General features: G+C 57.9%; 15 protein-coding genes and 1 pseudogene. 11 read left to right on the forward strand and 5 right to left on the reverse strand.

All coding sequences use genetic code 11. The features are described 5' to 3' along the window. The first annotated feature begins 16 nt into the window (after positions 1 to 16). The 9 genes and pseudogenes from FGO67_RS10870 to cobA form a co-directional block, all read left to right on the forward strand. Complete coding sequence (locus FGO67_RS10870; RefSeq protein WP_203300712.1) at positions 17 to 718, forward strand: SPOR domain-containing protein; 702 nt, start codon at positions 17 to 19, stop codon at positions 716 to 718. Positions 719 to 810: 92 nt separating this feature from the next. After that, positions 811 to 1,380, forward strand: coding sequence for a CvpA family protein (locus FGO67_RS10875; protein WP_203300713.1), 570 nt, complete (start codon positions 811 to 813; stop codon positions 1,378 to 1,380). 34 nt (positions 1,381 to 1,414) lie between these two features. Next, positions 1,415 to 2,941, forward strand: coding sequence for an amidophosphoribosyltransferase (gene purF, locus FGO67_RS10880; RefSeq protein WP_203300714.1), 1,527 nt, complete (start codon positions 1,415 to 1,417; stop codon positions 2,939 to 2,941). Positions 2,942 to 2,971: 30 nt separating this feature from the next. After that, complete coding sequence (locus tag FGO67_RS10885) at positions 2,972 to 4,213, forward strand: O-succinylhomoserine sulfhydrylase (RefSeq protein WP_203300715.1); 1,242 nt, start codon at positions 2,972 to 2,974, stop codon at positions 4,211 to 4,213. A gap of 6 nt (positions 4,214 to 4,219) precedes the next feature. Continuing rightward, positions 4,220 to 6,820 carry a DNA translocase FtsK gene (locus FGO67_RS10890; protein WP_203300716.1) on the forward strand — a complete coding sequence of 867 codons (2,601 nt, stop codon included), beginning with the start codon at positions 4,220 to 4,222 and terminating at the stop codon, positions 6,818 to 6,820. A gap of 12 nt (positions 6,821 to 6,832) precedes the next feature. Next, entirely contained in the window at positions 6,833 to 7,492 is a 660-nt protein-coding gene (lolA, locus tag FGO67_RS10895) for an outer membrane lipoprotein periplasmic chaperone LolA (RefSeq protein ID WP_203300717.1), read from the forward strand. Continuing rightward, on the forward strand, positions 7,492 to 8,829 hold the full coding sequence (locus FGO67_RS10900) for a replication-associated recombination protein A (RefSeq protein ID WP_203300718.1): 1,338 nt from the start codon (positions 7,492 to 7,494) through the stop codon (positions 8,827 to 8,829). The genes lolA and FGO67_RS10900 overlap by 1 nt, the downstream gene beginning before the upstream one ends. Before the next feature lie 89 nt (positions 8,830 to 8,918). Next, positions 8,919 to 10,193, forward strand: coding sequence for a serine--tRNA ligase (serS, locus tag FGO67_RS10905; protein ID WP_203300719.1), 1,275 nt, complete (start codon positions 8,919 to 8,921; stop codon positions 10,191 to 10,193). A 101-nt stretch (positions 10,194 to 10,294) separates the two neighbouring features. Next, positions 10,295 to 11,044 (forward strand): annotated as a pseudogene (gene cobA, locus FGO67_RS10910) (uroporphyrinogen-III C-methyltransferase); the annotation flags it as partial. A gap of 95 nt (positions 11,045 to 11,139) precedes the next feature. Here the strand turns inward: cobA and FGO67_RS10915 are convergent. Continuing rightward, the gene (locus FGO67_RS10915) at positions 11,140 to 12,216 is read right to left on the reverse strand and encodes a 3-deoxy-7-phosphoheptulonate synthase (protein ID WP_203300721.1); all 1,077 of its coding nucleotides are present in this window, start codon (positions 12,214 to 12,216) and stop codon (positions 11,140 to 11,142) included. A 172-nt stretch (positions 12,217 to 12,388) separates the two neighbouring features. Between FGO67_RS10915 and FGO67_RS10920 the strand changes: the two genes are divergently transcribed. Next, positions 12,389 to 14,212 carry a DUF1631 family protein gene (locus FGO67_RS10920; protein WP_203300722.1) on the forward strand — a complete coding sequence of 608 codons (1,824 nt, stop codon included), beginning with the start codon at positions 12,389 to 12,391 and terminating at the stop codon, positions 14,210 to 14,212. Positions 14,213 to 14,240: 28 nt separating this feature from the next. Next, a complete protein-coding gene (locus FGO67_RS10925) occupies positions 14,241 to 14,654 on the forward strand; it encodes a PilZ domain-containing protein (protein ID WP_203300723.1) in 414 nt (137 codons plus the stop codon). 59 nt (positions 14,655 to 14,713) lie between these two features. On the opposite strand, the gene FGO67_RS10930 is transcribed toward FGO67_RS10925, so the two are convergent. From FGO67_RS10930 to FGO67_RS10945, 4 genes are all read right to left on the reverse strand, one after another. After that, positions 14,714 to 15,499 carry an enoyl-ACP reductase FabI gene (locus FGO67_RS10930; RefSeq protein WP_203300724.1) on the reverse strand — a complete coding sequence of 262 codons (786 nt, stop codon included), beginning with the start codon at positions 15,497 to 15,499 and terminating at the stop codon, positions 14,714 to 14,716. 66 nt (positions 15,500 to 15,565) lie between these two features. Continuing rightward, positions 15,566 to 17,170, reverse strand: coding sequence for an ABC transporter ATP-binding protein (locus tag FGO67_RS10935; protein ID WP_203300725.1), 1,605 nt, complete (start codon positions 17,168 to 17,170; stop codon positions 15,566 to 15,568). 1 nt (position 17,171) lies between these two features. After that, entirely contained in the window at positions 17,172 to 18,200 is a 1,029-nt protein-coding gene (locus FGO67_RS10940; RefSeq protein ID WP_203300726.1) for an ABC transporter permease, read from the reverse strand. Then, on the reverse strand, positions 18,197 to 19,282 hold the full coding sequence (locus tag FGO67_RS10945; protein ID WP_041338343.1) for a microcin C ABC transporter permease YejB: 1,086 nt from the start codon (positions 19,280 to 19,282) through the stop codon (positions 18,197 to 18,199). The genes FGO67_RS10940 and FGO67_RS10945 overlap by 4 nt, the downstream gene beginning before the upstream one ends. Between the last annotated feature and the right edge of the window lie 67 nt (positions 19,283 to 19,349).

Genomic DNA, 19,349 nt, shown 5'->3' on the forward strand with positions numbered 1-19,349 from the left:
ACGGGAGCCTGGAATCGTGGATGGACTGAAACAAAGGATAATCGGGGCGCTGGTACTGGTATCCCTGGCGGTTATCTTTGTTCCGATGGTGTTCGATGAGCCGCATTCCGAGCGAACCTCGACAACCATCAAGATTCCGGAGGAGCCTCCGTTTCCTGAGGTGACGGCTCCTGAATCTGACCGCGAAGAGCCACCGGCGTATGCTGAGCCCCGTCCTGACAATGCCGAGCAGCCATCGGTGGCCTCGGAAGACTCCGGCGAGGCGCCAGACTACCGTCTGGTGGAAGAGGATGCTGAGCCTTTCTCAGGCGCGCCGGAGCCAGAAGTTGCTCAGAATTCCCAGACTGCCAAGACCAATGCCCCGGCCCCGCGCGATGAACCTGCAGAGCAGGTTGCTACCGAGCCGGAGCCCAGCACCAGCAGCCAAAGCAAAGAATCAAAGTCCGCTGAAGAGTCCGCTGAATTTACCCGGTCACTGGACGGCGCTTATGTGGTGCAGTTAGGTAGCTTTGGCAACGCCGATAATGCTCGACGCTTGCGGGACCAGGTGCGTGACAAAGGCTATGGATCTCATCTCCAGAAGGTCGAGCGGGGCGACACTACACTGACCCGTGTGTTCAGTGGTCCGTTTAGCAGTAAATCGGACGCCGAAGCGGCAAAGCGCGACCTGGATGAGTCCTTCAGTCTCAATAGCCTGGTGACCACCGGAGATAAATGAGCTTCTTTTCTTGAGTTTCCGAGCCTCTGGCAGTTTGGTGGCGGGCTGATTCCTGATAGAATTTGCGCTTCCTTTTTTCCACCGGGTTTTACATGGAAGCGCTGATCTGGATTGACTGGGTCATCATTGCCCTGATTACAGTGTCTACGCTCATCAGTCTGAAGCGGGGTTTCGTGAGAGAGGCCTTGTCTCTGGTGACTTGGGTAGGCGCGTTTATACTCGCCAGAACCTTCCACCCGCAAATGCAAACCCTTCTGGAGAGCACGGTCGAAACACCATTGGTGCGCTTGATTGCCGCCTTTGCGATTCTCTTTTTCGGCACGCTCATTGTGGGCGCGATCATCAATAACATGATTGGCCATCTTGTTCGGGCTACCGGACTGTCCCCGACGGATCGCGTACTGGGAATGGGTTTCGGACTCCTGCGCGGACTGGTGGTTGTCATCGTCGCCATTGCCTTTACCCGCTACACACCGCTGGCTCAGGATACCTGGTGGCGTGAGTCGATCATGATTAACAAGCTTGCGGTGGTCGAGGACTGGTCACGGCGTACACTGGGTGATGAATTCGCCCGTTTCCTGGGACCGGCTTCGGACAGCTACCGGGAATCAGACAGCAGTCAACTTCAGCAAGGCGTGGCACCTGCATCCACCTCTAGCTAACATTCAGTTTTAACACTCGGAGAACACTTTATCCATGTGTGGCATTGTCGGCATCGTCAGCACTTCCAACGTCAATCAGTCGCTCTATGATGCACTGACTGTACTTCAGCACCGGGGCCAGGACGCGGCGGGCATTGTTACCTTTCAGGATGAGCGCTTTTACCTCCGCAAGGACAACGGGTTGGTTCGCGATGTCTTCCATACCCGCCACATGCGTCGTCTGGTCGGCAATGTCGGTATCGGCCACGTCCGCTACCCCACGGCCGGCAGTTCCAGCTCAGCCGAGGCGCAGCCGTTTTATGTCAACAGCCCTTACGGCATCACGCTGGCCCATAACGGCAACCTGACCAACGCTGACGATCTCAGCGAGGATTTGTTCCGGACCGACCTTCGGCACATCAATACCAATTCTGATTCCGAAGTTCTCCTGAACGTTTTTGCTCATGAGTTGCAGAAGCTGGGCAAGTTGAATCCGACCAAAGATGACATCTTTGCTGCTGTGCGAGCCGTGCACAAAAGGTGTCGGGGTGCTTATGGCGTCATTGCGATGATCACTGGCTATGGCATTGTCGGTTTCCGCGACCCAAATGGGATTCGCCCGGCCTGCTACGGGGTTCGCGAGGACGACAACGGGCACAAGGAATACATGATCGCATCGGAAAGCGTGGCCATGAACGCAGCTGGCTTTACCCTGGTAAGAGATATCGCACCAGGTGAAGCTGTGTATATCGAAACGGATGGCACGCTTTACACCCAGCAGTGTGCCGAAGACCCGCATCTGTTCCCGTGCATCTTCGAGCACGTGTATTTCGCTCGACCGGACTCCATTATCGATAGGGTGTCGGTTTACAAGGCGCGTCTTCGAATGGGCGAAACCCTTGCAGACAAAGTGTTGCGTGAGCGGCCCGATCACGATATTGACGTGGTGATGCCTATACCCGACACCAGCCGTACCTCCGCCATGCAGTTGGCGCACCGGTTGGGAGTGAAGTTCCGAGAAGGCTTTATCAAGAACCGCTACATCGGCCGTACCTTTATCATGCCCGGTCAGAAGATGCGGAAAAAATCCGTACGCCAGAAGCTGAACCCGATTGATCTTGAGTTCCGGGGCAAGAACGTCATGCTCGTTGACGACTCCATTGTTCGCGGAACAACGTGCAAGGAAATTGTTCAGATGGCCCGGGATGCTGGCGCGCGCAACGTGTATTTTGCCTCGGCCGCACCCCCTGTGCGTTACCCGAATGTCTACGGGATTGACATGCCGTCGGCCAGCGAGTTGATTGCCCATGACCGCACGGTTGAAGAGATTCGGGACCTGATTGGCGCAGACTGGCTGCTATACCAGGATCTGGACGACCTCATCACCTGCGTTAATGACGTCAACGAGGATATTGAAGGCTGGGAGTGTTCTGTCTTTACCGGGCAGTACGTGACCGGCGATGTCGACAAGGCCTACCTGGACCGTCTGGAAGATGCGCGCAACGATGACAGTCGCTCCAAGCAACAAGGCGGAGATTCTGGTGATAATGGCATCATCGACCTGCACAATGACGAAGATTAATCACGCACTGCGTGCAATCAGGAGTAGCTCATGACGTTACGTCGTGAAGAGAATGTCTGGATTCCGGAATCGGATCTTGAAGGTATGTCTGTGGACACCCTGGCGGTGAGGGCAGGGCAGATTCGTACCGGTGAGCTGGAGCACAGTGACCCGATTTTCCCGACTTCAAGTTTTGTTTATGGCAGTGCAGCCCAGGCTGCTGCACGCTTTGGTGGCGAAGAGCCCGGTAATATCTATTCCCGTTTTACCAATCCGACGGTCCAGGCTTTCGAAGGCCGGATTGCCGCGATGGAAGGCGGTGAACGTGCGGTAGCGACCGCGTCTGGTATGGCCGCCATTCTGAGTACCTGCATGGCGCTGCTGAAGGCTGGCGATCATGTCGTCTGCTCCCGAGGCGTATTCGGAACTACTAACGTGTTGTTTCAGAAATACATGGCGAAGTTTGGCGTCGAGACGTCGTTCGTCAGCCTCACCAACATGGATGAATGGACACAGGCGGTACGGCCCGAGACTCGCATGCTGTTCATCGAGACACCGTCGAATCCGCTGTGTGAAGTGGCGGATATGAAAGCGCTGGCGACTCTGGCTCAGGACAATGATGCCCTGTTCGTGGTCGACAACTGCTTCTGTACACCGGTCCTGCAGCGACCACTGGAACATGGTGCCGATATCATTATCCACTCGGCGACCAAGTATCTGGACGGCCAGGGCCGCTGTGTTGGCGGCGTTGTGGTCGGGCCAAATGCCTTGATGGACGAAGTCTATGGCTTCCTCCGTTCCGCAGGACCAACCATGAGTCCCTTTAACGCGTGGGTGTTCCTGAAGGGCCTGGAAACCTTACCAATTCGTATGCGTGCTCACTGCGACAATGCGCTACAGTTGGCGTTGTGGCTGGAAGAGCAACCTGCTGTGGCGGAAGTGTTCTACGCCGGTCTTGAGAGTCACCCGCAGCACGAGTTGGCGAAACAGCAGCAATCCGGTTTTGGGGGTGTACTCTCGTTCCGGCTGAAGGGCGATCGGAAAGAAGCCTGGCAGTTTATCGATGCCACGCGCATGATTTCGATCACCGCCAACCTGGGTGACGTCAAAACCACGATCACTCATCCGGCCACCACAACCCACGGTCGCCTGTCGCCTGAAGACAAGCATGCCGCGGGGATCACCGAGAACCTGGTACGTATCTCCGTAGGGATAGAAGCAGTCGAAGACCTGAAAACCGATCTTGCTCGCGGCTTTCAGGCACTTCAGAACCCAAGCAATGGAAACGTTTGAGTATTCATGGCCGAATCCGCTAAAGCGAAGAAAGCACCGCAGGAGCTGACCGAAAAACAGCAACGCTTCCGCCATTTGGCGGCACAGGGCGCCCGTGAGGGTGCAGTGATTGCGTTGATTGCCCTGTGCATCTACTTCGCAATGGCACTGGTGACGTTCAGCCCCTCAGACCCCGGCTGGGCCAGTATTGGTCACGACACCAGCGTACAGAACTATGCCGGGCGCACTGGCGCCTGGCTGGCCAGTCTGTTCATGGATTTCTTTGGGCAGGTGGCCTATCTGTTTCCGGTGATGATCGCGGGCTACGCGATCATGTTGATCCGGCGCCGCAACGATTCCATGGATCTGCACTGGCCGCTCTTTATGATGCGGTTTGGCGGGTTCCTGCTCATTCTGCTCTCTGCCACCAGCCTGCTGTCGCTCTATTCGGTGTTTGGCCTCGGTGTGTCCTCCGGGGGCGTCATGGGCACCGCCGTCTCTGAGGCGATGGTACGCTTCTTTAATTTGCCAGCCACCACACTCCTGCTGATTGCCATTTTCCTGTTCGCCCTTACGGTTACCACCGGGCTTTCCTGGTTCTGGCTGATGGACCAGATCGGTGGGCTGACGCTCAGATTCGGCCTTGCCCTGAAAGGCATGTTTAGCCCGGATTCTGATAAAAAGAAGGCCAAGCCAGAGCCCGCCAAGGCGCCTGAAAGATCGGCAGAGCCACCCCTTGTTAAAGACCGGGTTCCGGCTCCCAAGGGTGAGAAAAAGGACAACCAGGGGCCGAGATGGTGGCATCGCATTCCCGGTTTTGGTCCGGGCAAAGCTAAAGCAAAACCCACAGGCGAGGCTCTGAAAGAGCGCAAGGAGCCGGGTCTTGAGGGATTGTCGGCCGATATCGATTCCGAGCCGGCCAGGCTTGAGAGCTTTAGTTCACGTGATGACGGTGCGGCCGAGGCGGAGCCGCAGCCATCGCGCACGGCTAAGCCCGCAGAGCAGGCGCAGCAGCCGGCTGGGCGATCGCTGAAGATTTCTCCGTTCAAAAAGAACGAGCAGCCTCCGACGGAGTCGAAGTCAAAAGATAAGCAGGCGTCCCTGCTGGAGGACGTTGAGAGCGCCATACCGCCGCTGACCTTGCTTGATCCTCCGGAAGAGCACAAGGAGCGGGGTTATTCCGAAGAGTCGCTGGAACATATGTCCCGGATGCTTGAGGAGAAACTGGCCGACTTCGGCGTTTCCGTGGAAGTGGTTGAAGTCAATCCGGGGCCGGTGATCACCCGCTTCGAAATCAAGCCGGCGGCCGGGGTTAAGGTCAGCAAGATCTCCAACCTCGCCAAGGATCTGGCACGATCCCTGGCCGTTCTGAGTGTTCGTGTCGTTGAGGTCATTCCCGGCAAGTCCGTTGTGGGTATCGAAATTCCCAACGAGGAACGGGAAATCGTTCGCCTGAGCGAAGTGCTTGGCGCGCGGGTTTTCGCAGAGTCCGCATCGCCTATCACCATGGCGTTGGGTAACGATATTGGCGGCAACCCCATGGTCGCCAATCTGGCCAAGATGCCGCATTTGCTGGTCGCGGGTACCACGGGGTCGGGCAAGTCCGTTGGCGTTAACGCCATGCTGTTGAGCATGCTGCTCAAGGCGACACCGGATGAGGTCCGCTTCATTATGGTCGACCCCAAGATGCTGGAACTGAGCATCTACGACGGTATTCCGCACCTGCTGGCGCCGGTGGTCACCGACATGAAGGAGGCCGCCAACGCCCTGCGCTGGTGTGTGGCCGAAATGGAACGCCGTTACAGGCTGATGGCCAATCTGGGTGTTCGGAACATTGCCGGCTACAACCGCAAGGTGAAAGACGCCAGGGATGCCGGTGAACCTTTGCTCGATCCGCTCTGGAAGCCGGACGAATACCTGGCGAACGACGAGCAGGAGCGTCCGGAACTGGAGACCCTGCCGTTCATTGTGGTGGTCATCGACGAATTCGCCGACATGATGATGATCGTTGGCAAGAAAGTGGAAGAGCTGATCGCCCGGATTGCCCAGAAAGCCCGTGCCGCTGGTATTCACCTGGTTCTTGCCACGCAGCGGCCTTCCGTGGACGTGATCACCGGCCTGATCAAGGCCAACATTCCTACCCGGATGTCGTTCCAGGTGTCCTCCAAGATCGATTCCCGTACCGTACTCGATCAGGGCGGTGCGGAGCAGTTGCTCGGCCATGGTGACATGTTGTACCTGCCACCGGGCTCCGGTCTGCCGGTGCGGGTCCATGGCGCCTTTGTGGACGACGATGAAGTCCATCGTGTGGTTAGCGCCTGGAAGGCCCGTGGTGAGCCCGTCTATGTCGACGATGTCCTCAACGGCGCGGAAGGTGAAAACCTGCCCGGGGTTCCGACCCTGACAGAGGGTGGCGGAGACAGCGAGGGCGATGCTCTCTTCGATGAGGCGGTCGCCTTCGTTACCGAGGGCCGGCGGGTGTCAATTTCGTCCGTCCAGCGCAAATTCAAGATAGGGTATAACCGGGCGGCCAACCTGGTTGATGCCATGGAAGCATCTGGCGTGGTCAGCTCAGCGGGGCACAATGGCGCCCGGGAAGTGCTGGCACCACCACCCCCAAGAGATTAGGAGCGGTTCGCTATGCAACAGCACCCATTTTTCAAGCTCATTGCCCTGGCCTTGGTCGCTGTCTTTGCGCTGTCGGCAAACGCCGCTGATGATTCGGCCAAATCTCACGATGCCGCCGGCAAACTGGCCTCGGTGCTCAAGAGTTACGAGTCGTACCAGGCCAGCTTCATTCAGATCGTGGTCAATGAGAACGGCAATCGGGTACAGGAAACCCGCGGTGCCCTGAAGGCAAAACGCCCCGGATTGTTCTACTGGGAGACCAGTGCGCCCCTGTCTCAGTTCATTGTCAGCAATGGTGAGACGGTTGAAGTCTATGACCCGGACCTTGAACAGGTGACCGTCCACAAGCTGGATGAACGGGTGCAAACCACTCCGGCACTGCTGCTCAGTGGTGAAGTCGGCAATCTGGATGAGACCTACAAGGTGTCCCTGAAGGCGATTGGCGACAACACCCGGGAATACACATTAGAGCCCCGGAACCCGGATTCCCTGTTTGTGTCCCTTCGCCTGACTTTCTTCAAGGGCGAACTGCAGGAAATGCGCATGCAGGATTCCCTGGCCCAGCTCAGCATCCTGAGCTTCGACGACATTCGATTGAACCAGAGCGTGGACGATAGCGCCTTTTCCCTGGACTACCCGGAAGGCGTGGATATCATCCGGGACGGAGCCTGATGCAGGACAGCCTGTTCGAAGAACAGACCGGATTCCGACCGCTCGCGGCGCGCATGCGCCCAGCCTCACTGGATGAATACGTCGGCCAGTTGCACCTGGTTGGCCCTGGCAAGCCGTTACGTCGGGCGGTAGAACAGGGCCAGCTGCACTCCATGATTCTCTGGGGGCCGCCGGGTGTTGGTAAAACCACTTTCGCCCAGCTGCTCGCGAACCTCAGTGACCTCAGTTTTGAAACCATCTCGGCGGTGCTCAGCGGGGTCAAAGAGATCCGCGCTGTTGTCGACCGGGCCCGTCACCGTAAGAGCGCGGAAGGCCGGGACACGCTGCTTTTCGTGGACGAAGTCCATCGCTTTAACAAAAGCCAGCAGGATGCCTTTCTGCCGCATATCGAAGATGGCACCTTCATCTTTGTGGGCGCCACCACCGAGAATCCGTCGTTTGAGCTGAACAGCGCGCTGTTATCCCGAACCCGAGTCTACGTGCTCAAGAATCTTGAGGACGACGACATCCTCCGATTGCTCGAGCGTGCCCTTGAATCAGACACCGGCTTTGCCGGGCGCCTGGCGGTGCCTCGGCAGGTGTTGGAGATGATGGCCGCGGCTGCCGGCGGCGACGCCCGCCGTGCGCTGAATATCCTTGAGGTGGCCGCTGACCTGGCTGAACCGGATGCCCAGGGCCGCGATACCGTCTCTGAGGCCCAGCTGGAGCAGGTCATGCAAACCAGCCTGCGCCGTTTCGACAAGGGTGGGGATGTTTTCTACGATCAGATCTCTGCATTGCACAAATCGGTGCGGGGCTCGGACCCGGACGGAGCCCTGTATTGGCTGTGCCGGATGCTTGATGGTGGCTGCGATCCGTTATACGCAGCAAGACGGCTGGTACGGATTGCCAGTGAGGACATCGGAAACGCCGATCCGAGAGCTCTACAGCTAAGCATGGATGCCTGGGACGCCCAGGAACGTCTGGGGTCGCCTGAGGGCGAGCTGGCGCTTGCGCAGGCCGTGACCTATCTGGCCATGTGTCCGAAGAGCAACGCCGTGTACAACGCCTTTAACCGTTGTATGGCGGATATTCGGCAAGACCCCGATTACGAAGTACCTGTGCACCTTCGGAACGCACCCACCAAACTTCTCAAGTCCATGGGCCACGGCGAATCCTATCGCTACGCCCATGACGAGCCGGAGGCGTTCGCTGCCGGCGAATCCTATCTGCCCGAAGCGATTCATCAGCGTCGGTATTACCAGCCGGTTAATCGTGGGCTCGAAATCAAACTGGCGGAAAAGCGCGAGCGCTTGAACCAGCGCAATGCCGAAAGTACCCGTAAGCGCTACTCCTGAGCCCGGCGGCAAGGTAGCCACGAGCCTCAGTGCAGGTATAATGTCCCGTCATTTCTCACACATCGCAAACCGGAATAGTCAGGATAACCATGCTCGATCCAAAACGTGTCCGTACTCAGACTGACGAGATCGCCCGTCGGTTGGCCATCAAGAATTTCACCTTTGATACCGCCACCTTCGAGCAGCTTGAGGAACGCCGTCGCGCACTCCAGGTGCGTACCGAGACACTTCAGGGCGAGCAGAACAAACAGTCGAAGTCGATTGGCAAGGCCAAGGCCGCTGGTGAGGATATCCAGCCGCTGCTGGACAAGGTTGAGAGCCTGAAAAAGCAAAAGTCCGAAGCGGAAGACGAGCTGCGGTCGCTGCAGGAAGAGCTGACCGCGTTTCTGGCAGGCATTCCTAACCTTCCGGACGAAGGCGTTCCTACTGGCGACAGCGAGGACGACAACGTTGAAATCCGTAGCTGGGGCACGCCTCCGGTGCTGGATTTTGAACCCAAAGACCACGTGGCGCTTGGTGAAGGCCTTAAGGGGCTGGATTTTGAGACGGCCAGCCGGCTCGCACATTCCCGCTTTGCGGTCATGCGTGGCCCGGTGGCTCGGCTGCACCGGGCGCTTGCTCAGTTCATGCTCAACCTGCACACCGGCGAGCATGGCTACACCGAGGCCTATGTTCCGTACCTGGTCAATGCCGAAACACTCTATGGCACCGGACAGCTTCCCAAGTTCGAGGACGACCTCTTCAAAATGGAAGGGGATAACCCGCTGTACCTGATCCCGACCGCAGAGGTGCCTGCCACCAACCTGGTTGCTGACAGCATTCTTGACGCCAGCGAGTTGCCGCTGCAGATGGTTTGTCATACACCGTGTTTCCGCAGCGAAGCCGGCTCCTACGGCCGCGACACCCGAGGCATGATCCGGCAGCACCAGTTCGACAAAGTGGAATTGGTGCATATAGTTCGCCCGGAAGATTCCGACCAGGCGCTGGATGCCCTGACTGGGCACGCTGAGAAAGTACTGCAGTTGCTTGAACTTCCGTACCGGGTAATGACCCTGTGTGGCGGCGATATGGGCTTCTCCGCGGCGAAAACGTTTGATCTGGAAGTCTGGTTGCCGGGGCAGCAAAAGTACCGCGAAATCTCATCCTGCTCCAACACCCGTGACTTTCAGGCACGGCGCATGCATGCAAGATGGCGTAACCCGGAAACCGGAAAGCCCGAGCCAGTGCATACCTTGAACGGTTCTGGCCTGGCGGTCGGCCGTGCCCTGATCGCTGTGATGGAGAACTACCAGCAGGCCGATGGCAGCATCCTGATTCCGGACGTACTCAAGCCGTACATGGGAGGCCTAGACCGAATCCAATGAGTGATCAGCCAGAAAATGCACCAGGGAAGGGCATTGGTGCAACGCCCGCACCAATTCGGTACCGGGTAAACCCGGTAACCGATAACCCCAACAGCTCCGCCGGTGAAGTCGCCCTGGTGGGTGCCGGCCCGGGGGATCCGGAGTTGTTGACGCTGAAAGCCTGGCGTTTGATTTCGGCCGCTGAAGTGGTGCTTTACGACCGACTGGTATCGCCTGAGATTCTGGCACTCATTCCTGAAACCGCTGAACGGATTCATGTTGGCAAACAGCGGTCAAATCACACCTTGCCTCAGGATCAGATCAATCAGCGCCTGGTGGATCTGGCACGAGCGGGCCACAAAGTGGTGCGGCTCAAAGGGGGTGATCCGTTTATCTTCGGCCGTGGCGGCGAGGAAATTGAGACCCTGGCGGCTGCGGGCGTGCGTTTTCAGGTGGTCCCCGGCATTACTGCCGCATCGGGATGCGCGGCTTATGCCGGTATCCCGCTGACGCACCGGGATCATGCCCAGTCTGTGCGGTTTGTCACCGGACATCTGAAGGATGACAGCTGCAATCTGCCGTGGAAGGACTTCGTGCAGAACAACCAGACCCTGGTGTTCTACATGGGGTTGGTTGGTCTACCGATTATATGCCGGCAGTTGATCGGTCACGGCATGTCTCCGGAAATGCCGGTGGCGCTGGTATCCAAGGGCACCACACCAGACCAGAAAGTCATCACTGGCACGCTGGACACCATTGTTGCCCGGGTTGGCTCGGATGATGTTCAGCCGCCCACGCTGGTCATCATTGGCAACGTCGTTGCGCTGCGCGATCGACTGGATTGGGTCGGTGGTTTGCCAGCGCGCAGGTGAATCGCGGGTTGAGGCTAGGGTTGGATCAGTACCGTCAGCCATGAACAGAAAAGGGGAGCCGATTGGCTCCCCTTTTTTATGCAGTCAGTGTCCGGTCAGCCGATCTTGCGGCCAGGCAGGACATCTTTCAGCTTGTCCCGCATTTCCCGGATGGCCTTCTCGGTGGTCGGCCAGTCGATGCAGGCGTCAGTTACTGATACGCCGTATTTCAAGTCGTCCAGATTGTCAGGAATGGACTGGCTGCCCCAGTTGATGTTGCTTTCAACCATCAGGCTCTGGATAGAGCTGTTGCCTTCCAGAATCTGGTGGGTGACGTCCTGCATCACCAACGGTTGCAGGCCAGGATCCTTATTGGAGTTGGCGTGGCTGCAGTCCACCATGATCGATTTACGCAGCTTCGCTTTTTCCAGGGCCTGTTCGCACAGCGCGACGCTGACTGAGTCGTAATTGGGCTTGCCGCCACCGCCACGGAGAACCGCATGACCATAGTTGTTGCCCTTGGTGCGGATAATGGCAGCCTTGCCCTGTTGATCAATGCCAAGGAAGTTGTGCGGGTGCGATACCGATTTCATGGCGTTCACAACAACATCCAGGCTGCCGTCGGTGCCGTTCTTGAAACCGATAGCCATAGAAAGCCCACTGCTCATCTCGCGGTGGGTCTGGGATTCGGTGGTTCGAGCGCCAATAGCTGACCAGGCGATGGTGTCCTGGAGGTATTGGGGCGAAATCGGATCCAGCGCTTCAGTCGCGGCCGGCAAACCAAGCTCGTTGATGTCCAGCAACAGGCGGCGGCCAATATGGAGCCCCTGTTCAATGTCGAAGGTATCGTTCAGGTGCGGGTCGTTGATCAGACCTTTCCAGCCGACGGTTGTCCGCGGTTTTTCAAAATAGACCCGCATTACGATCAGAAGGGTATCACTGACTTCGTCCGCCAGTTTTTTCAGGCGCTGGGCGTAGTCACGCGCGGCTTCAACATCGTGGATGGAGCAGGGGCCAATGACCACGAACAGACGATGGTCTTTACCGTCCATGATGTCGTAGATGGCTTGGCGGCCCTTGGCCACGGTTTCGGCGGCGGCGTCGGAGAGCGGCATCTCCTGCTTGAGTGCTTCAGGAGTGATAAGTGGTTCCTGGCTGGCCACGTTCAGGTTCTCTAGTTTTTTGCCCGACATGTTGTTCTTTATCCCCGATTCTGATCGTTGCATCTCCATTGGACGAACAAATGCCAACGAAGTTGCAGATTGGTGCCAAAGCCCCGGGAATCCGGTGTGAATAACCCCGGGGAGGTGGTTATACTGCGTTATTTGGTAGGCCTTTTCAACGCTTCTTACGAATGGGGAACGGATGTCACAGAACCGGCAAAAACCGCAGGGTAGTGCGAGTCGCAAAGCGGTTTCCGGACAGATTGGAGACGTGCTCTCCGGCATTCGTGTCCCGGATCTGCCTTACCCGGCCGGTAAGCTCGCACCGGAATTCGTCAGCGATTGGCGCCCACTGTTGTCATCATGCTGGGTTGAGCAGCGCGATGAGCGCGTTACTCATGTCATCCGCTCCGTTCATCTCGACTGGTCGTCCATGCAGATCAATGCCGCCTATGTGGCTGATCGCATCATGGACGTGTTCCTGAAAACCAGTGGACTGCATCCTGAGCTTGCCCGTCGCGTTGCCCGATTGCGTTTCTATCTGGCCTGGCGGATGAATCTTGAAGGGGCTGATGCCTTTAGTGACACCCTCACCAATTGGCTCGACAGCCTGCAGGAGTGGCGGGGCTGGAGTGATTCCGGCGGGCGCTCAAGTCGAGTGTTGCTTGACCAGCTCGATGCCTTGGTTATCGCCGTTTCCAGTAGTTTCGAGTCGGGCGAGGCCGCGCCTGTCGAGGAGTTCTGCGGACAGTGGCAGCTGGATGCCGAAAAGCGGAATGCCCAAACTGGCAAGTTGAGGCAGCGGCTGCTGGAGACTGAACAGGGCGCCGCCCGTCAGCGCCGGGCAGACCAGACTGCCCGGGCCTTGATCGGACGAGCTCTGCAGGGCCGCATGCTGCCACCGGAAATTACAACGTTTATTCTGGATTATTGGTACCGGCTGCTGAAACAGGCGATCTGGGCATCGGGAGTCGAAGGTGAGGGCTGTCGCCATGGGTCAAAGCTGCTTGAGTGGCTGGTCTGGGTCGGCGATCCATCGCTGTCTGACAAGGACCGCAATCGGCTGTACACCGTTGGTGAGCAGATTGGCGATCGACTGATGGATGTCTGGAACCGAACTTTCGGTCAGGCCCTTGAAGCAAAGGCATTGGCAGGCATCGAGAACGTAATGGTGTCCAGGCTTCGGGGAGAAGCACCGGAGCTGGCAGAGGCGCTGCCCACGTCACAGGCTTTTCCCTGGGACAGCAGTTGGTTGGCATTTTCCGGGTGTCAGCCCGGCATTGCCGAGGGCCTTGAGGGCGGCTGGTTTGTTGAAGGCGAAGGTCGCCGGGAGCAGCGACGGTTCTTCTTCGCGCTGCTGGAAGATACCGCTGAAATCCTCTGGACCAATGGCGCCGGCGTAAAACTGGGCCTGCAACCCTGGGCCGAATTTGAAACCGCTCGAACTCAAAGCGACTTAAGACCGCTACCCACGTTGACTCCCTTTGGTCAGGTATTAACCGATACGGTGACCGTGCTGGCGACCGTTTGCGCAAAGCAACGCAAGCAACGTGAGCAAGCTGCCAAGGACGCAAGAGAACGTGCCGAAGCACTCAGGCGTGAGCGGGAAGCCGCCGAACAGGCGCGGATGGCTCAAGAGACAGCCAGAGAGGCGGAGCTGCAGCGTCAGCGTGATTTGGCAGAGCAGCAGCGGCTTGAGGGCGAACGTGCCGAACAGCAGCGCCTGGAGCGCGAGCAGACACTATTGGCCCAGGCTCAGGTGGACGGGATCAAACTGGGGGGGTGGATCGTCGTTACTCCGGACAAGGGCGACGAGGATCCGATTCGGCTGAAACTGGCGGTGCGGATCAATGCCTCGCGAAAACTCGTTTTCGTCGATCGGCTCGGTCTGAATCGCCGGGAGTATATCGACAATCAACTGGTGGAAGGCATCGTATCTGGCCAAATCCGGGTATTGGGTAGTGCAGCAGAATTTGATGACACGTTGAGTCGTGTCGTGGGTCGAATCCGGGTCGGCCGAAATTGAGCGTTTCGAACAGGAAGGTATAACAATAATGACTGACGCAGACTACGAATTTGGTAATGCCGGGCAGGGCAGGCAGGTGCCGGACAATCGTGCGGACTACCGCCTTACCGCAACCGCCCGCGCTACATTAGAACTTGAATCTACTATGCCGGGTCCGACCAAAGGTGAGAACGAAGGTGGACGGCAGTTGGCATGCCGGATCCGTGATATTTCGGCCCGGGGAATGTCGTTGTTCTCCAATGAGCCGGTTTCACTCGGTGCGCTTTTACCCGCTTGGGTTTCGCTGGGTGAGCCAGACCAGGAGTTTTCCCTGATGCTGGAAGTGGTGTGGTGCCGACCCTGCGAATCCGAGTTTCTGGTTGGCGCCCAGATCCTGCAATCCGATGAAACCGCCTTCGTCGAGTGGGTCGAGGCGGTGGCGACTGCGATGGCAGCCGAATAGCAGCCACAAAAAAGCCGGCACGGAGCCGGCTTTTTTGTGGGCGTCGATGTGATCTGACGTTAGTCTTCCATTTCCGCCATGCCGGTAATGTTGAAGCCGGCATCCACGTACATGATCTCACCGGTGATGCCGCTGGCCATATCCGAGCCCAGGAAGGCCGCGGAATTACCCACTTCATCGATGGTAACGTTGCGGCGCAATGGCGCCCGTTTGGCGTTCTCGGCCAGCATCTTGCGGAAGCTCTTGATTCCGGAGGCTGCCAGCGTCTTGATCGGGCCAGCGGAGATGGCGTTCACCCGGATGCCGTCGCGGCCAAGGCTGGCGGCCATGTAGCGCACGTTAGCCTCGAGCGAGGCTTTGGCCAGCCCCATCACGTTGTAGTTCTGCAGTACCCGCTCGGCACCCAGGTAGCTAAGAGTAATCAGTGAGCTGCCTTCGTGCATCATTCCGCGCGCGCCTTTTGCAAGGGCCACAAAGCTGTAGGAGCTGATGTCGTGGGCGATGCGGAAACCCTCACGGGTGGTTACATCCACGTAGTTGCCGTCCAGCTCGTGCCCCGGCGCGAAGCCCACGGCGTGGACGATGATGTCGATGTGGTCCCAGTGCTTGTTGAGCTCGGTAAAGACCTGCTCGATTTCCTCGTCACTGGCCACGTCACAGGGGAAAGTCAGCTTGCTGCCCCATTGTTCGGCGAACTTCTCCACCCGAGGCCGCAGCTTTTCGTTCTGGTAGGTGAATGCCAGCTCGGCACCTTCCCGGGCAAACGCTTCGGCAATGCCGTAGGCGATCGACAGCTTACTGGCAACGCCAACGATCAGTGCTTTCTTGCCACTGAGTATTCCCATGGGTAAATCTCCCTGTGTTCCTGATTTTGAGGCATTATCCCTGAACACCATGGTTCCGGGTAACACTCAATTGGTCGTAGAAGTCTGCTGGTAAAAGAAGGCAGCACTCAAAAGTTCCTGAGTGTAGGGCTGGCTCGGAGCCCGGAATATGTCCTCAGCGCTGCCATACTCCACGATCTCACCATGATGCAGTACCAGCAGTTTGTGGCTGAGTGCCCGAACCACTGCCAGATCGTGACTGATAAAAATATAGCTTAGACCATAGCGGCTCTGAAGATCCCTCAGCAACTCAATAACCTGCTTCTGGACCGTGCGGTCCAGCGCCGAGGTAGGTTCGTCCAGGATGATCAAATCTGGCTGCAGAACCAGGGCCCGGGCTATGGCTATCCGTTGACGTTGACCGCCGGAAAACTCATGGGGATAGCGGTGACGCGCGTCGGGGTCCAGACCAACGTCATGGAGCGCGCGGATCACCCGTTGCTCGTGGGCCTCGGCCGTATCTGGATCATGGATTTCCAGGCCTTCCCGAACAATCTCAGCAATCGACATGCGTGGGCTCAAGCTGCCAAAAGGGTCCTGGAAAACGATCTGAATGCGCTTGCGCCACGGCCGGAACTGCTTCTGGGTCAGGGAGCCCAGCTCCTCGCCCGCGAGCTGTATCGCGCCAGAGCTCGTGGTCAGCTTGAGCAGAGCGTGGCCAATGGTGGTCTTGCCACTGCCGCTTTCACCGACGATCCCGAGGGTTTCACCACGGTTCAGGCTGAAGCTGGTGGATTTAACCGCGTGAAAAGAGTCTTTCACCTTGCCGAACAGGGATTTCTGGGTGATGAAGCGAACATCCAGATCCGACACCTTTAGCAAGGGCTCGGAGGTGCCCGTGATCGCCAGGGGCGCATCAGGTGGCTCGGCATCCAGGAGTTTTCGGGTGTACGGATGCTGAGGGCTGGCAAACAGGGTTTCGGTGTCGGCGTGCTCCACCAGTTTGCCCTGTTCCATCACCGCCACTTCGTCCGCATACCGGCGGACAATGGTGAGGTCGTGGGTAATCATCAGGATCGCCATGCCAAGCTTGGCCTGCAGCTCACGAAGCAATTCAAGAACCTGCTTCTGAACGGTCACGTCCAAGGCCGTGGTGGGTTCATCGGCAATCAGGAGGTCCGGCTCGTTGGCCAGGGCCATGGCAATCATCACCCGCTGTTTTTGGCCACCGGACAGTTGGTGGGGGTAGCTTGAAAGCCGGCTTTCCGGGTCCCGGATGCCGACCAGCTCCAGCAGCTCAATACAGCGCGTTCTGGCGGCTGAGTTACGCAGGCCCTTGTGCAGCGCCAGGGTTTCACCAATCTGCTTTTCCACCGTGTGCAGCGGGTTCAGGGACGTCATCGGCTCCTGAAAGATCATGCTTATCTTCCGACCGCGAATCTGGCGCAGGCGTTTTTCGCTGACCTTGAGCATGTCTTCACCCTGGAAGTGAATCTCTCCGGTGGGGTACCGGACATGGCGCTCATCCAGCAGGCGCAGCACTGACAGGGCAGAGATGGACTTGCCCGAGCCGCTTTCGCCCACCAGGGCCAGTGTCTGTCCGGTACGAACGGCCAGTGACAGGGAATCGACCACCCTTGGCCCCTGATCGAAGCAGATAGACAGATTGGAGATGCGCAGCAGGTCGTTCATATCAGCTCTTTCTCGGGTCAAAAGCGTCGCGTACGGCTTCACCGACGAACACCAGTAGGGTCAGCATGATTGAAAGCGAGACGAACGCAGACATGCCGAGCCAGGGCGCATGCAGGTTGGCCTTGCCTTGTGCGATCAGCTCACCGAGGGATGGTGAACCCGATGGCAGGCCAAAACCGAGGAAATCCAGGGACGTCAGCCCGGTGATAGCGCCGGTCAGAATGAAAGGCAGGAAGGTCAGGGTGGCGACCATGGCGTTGGGCAGAATATGCCGGAACATGATCTTGCGGTTGTCCAGGCCCAGGGCGCGAGCAGCTTTCACGTACTCAAAGTTCCGCGCTCGGAGGAATTCCGCACGCACCACGTCGACCAGCCCCATCCAGCTGAACAGCAGCATGATACCCAGCAACCACCAGAAGTTCGGCTGCACGATACTCGACAAGATGATCAGCAGGTACAGAACCGGCAATCCGGACCAGACTTCGATAAAGCGCTGGCCGAGCAGATCCGTTTTGCCGCCGTAATAGCCCTGAATCGCACCGACGGCCACGCCGACAATACAGCTGGCGATGGTAAGTGTGAGGCCGAACAGTACCGATATGCGGAAGCCGTAAATCACCCGGGCGGCAACATCGCGACCCTGGTCATCGGTTCCTAGCCAGTTCTCGAGGCTGGGTGGCGCCGGTGAGGGCACCCCCAGATCGTAATTGATGGTGTCGTAACTGAACCGGATGGGTGGCCACACAATCCAGCCATCGGCTTCGATCGAATCGGCAATGAAAGGGTCCCGGTAATCAGCTTCGGTGGGCAGGAAGCCGCCAAAGGTTTCTTCGGGAACCGACTCCACCACAGGAAAATAAAGCGTGTCCTGATAGGAGACCACCAGTGGCGCGTCATTGGCAATCAGTTCCGCCGCCAGTGACAAGCCAAACAGAGCCAGAAACACCCACAGTGACCAGAACCCACGTCGGTTGGCCCGGAAGTTACGGAGCCGGCGCTGTTGGATGGGAGTCAGAGAGAGCTTGCTCATGCTCCCTCCCGGCTTTCAAAGTCGATACGGGGGTCGACCAGGACATAGGTTATGTCACTGATCAGCTTCAGAATGAGCCCCATGAGGGTGAAGATGTACAGGGTGCCGAAAATCACCGGGTAATCCCGGTTCAGAGCCGCCTCGAAGCCCAGCAGGCCCAGCCCGTCCAACGAGAAGATCACCTCAATGAGCAGGGATCCGGTGAAGAACAGGGATACCAGCACGCCCGGCAGGCTCGCAATCACGATCAGCATGGCATTGCGGAACACATGGCCGTACAGCACCTGTTTGTTGTCGAGGCCTTTCGCTCGGGCAGTCACCACGTACTGTTTGCTGATTTCGTCCAGAAACGAGTTCTTGGTAAGCAGAGTGAGTGTCGCGAAACCACCAATGACATTGGCGGTGACCGGCAGAGCCAGGTGCCAGAAGTAATCGCCGATCTTCTGCAGCAAAGTGAGTTCGTCGAAGTTGGACGAGGTTAGCCCTCGTAACGGGAAAAAGTCGAAGTAGCTACCACCGGCGAACAGGACGATCAGCAGGATCGCGAACAGGAAGCCGGGAATGGCATAGCCAATGACGATGGCAGAGCTGCTCCAGACATCGAATCGCGATCCGTCTGTGACGGCCTTGCGGATGCCCAAGGGAATGGAAATGATGTAGATGATCAGTGTCGACCAGAGCCCCAGGGAGATGGAGACCGGCATCTTGTCGAGGATCAGCTCGGTAACGCTCTTCTCCCGGAAAAAGGAGTCACCGAAATTGAAGGTGGCATAGTCGCCCAGCATTTTCAGGAAGCGTTCATGAGCGGGCTTGTCGAAGCCGTACATGACTTCGATTTCTTTTAACAGTTCCTCGGGAATACCGCGAGAGCCGCGGCTGTCACCGGAAGCGCTGGACACCTCGGCACCGGAATCGCCGCCGGATGCCCTGGCCAGCGCGCTGCCGCCGTGGCCTTCCATTTCGGCGATCAGCTGTTCAACCGGGCCCCCGGGGGCTGCCTGAACAATCACGAAGTTCAACAGCATGATCCCGATCAGCGTCGGGATAATCAGTGCCAGCCTTCGAAGTATGTATATGCCCATTTAGTGGAGAATTCCTTAGCAGAGAGTCCCTTGGAAGAGAATTCCTATGAAGCGAGTTCCTACGAAG

The sequence above is a fragment of the Marinobacter sediminum genome, assembly GCF_016820575.1.
Taxonomy (GTDB): Bacteria; Pseudomonadota; Gammaproteobacteria; order Pseudomonadales; family Oleiphilaceae; genus Marinobacter; species Marinobacter sediminum.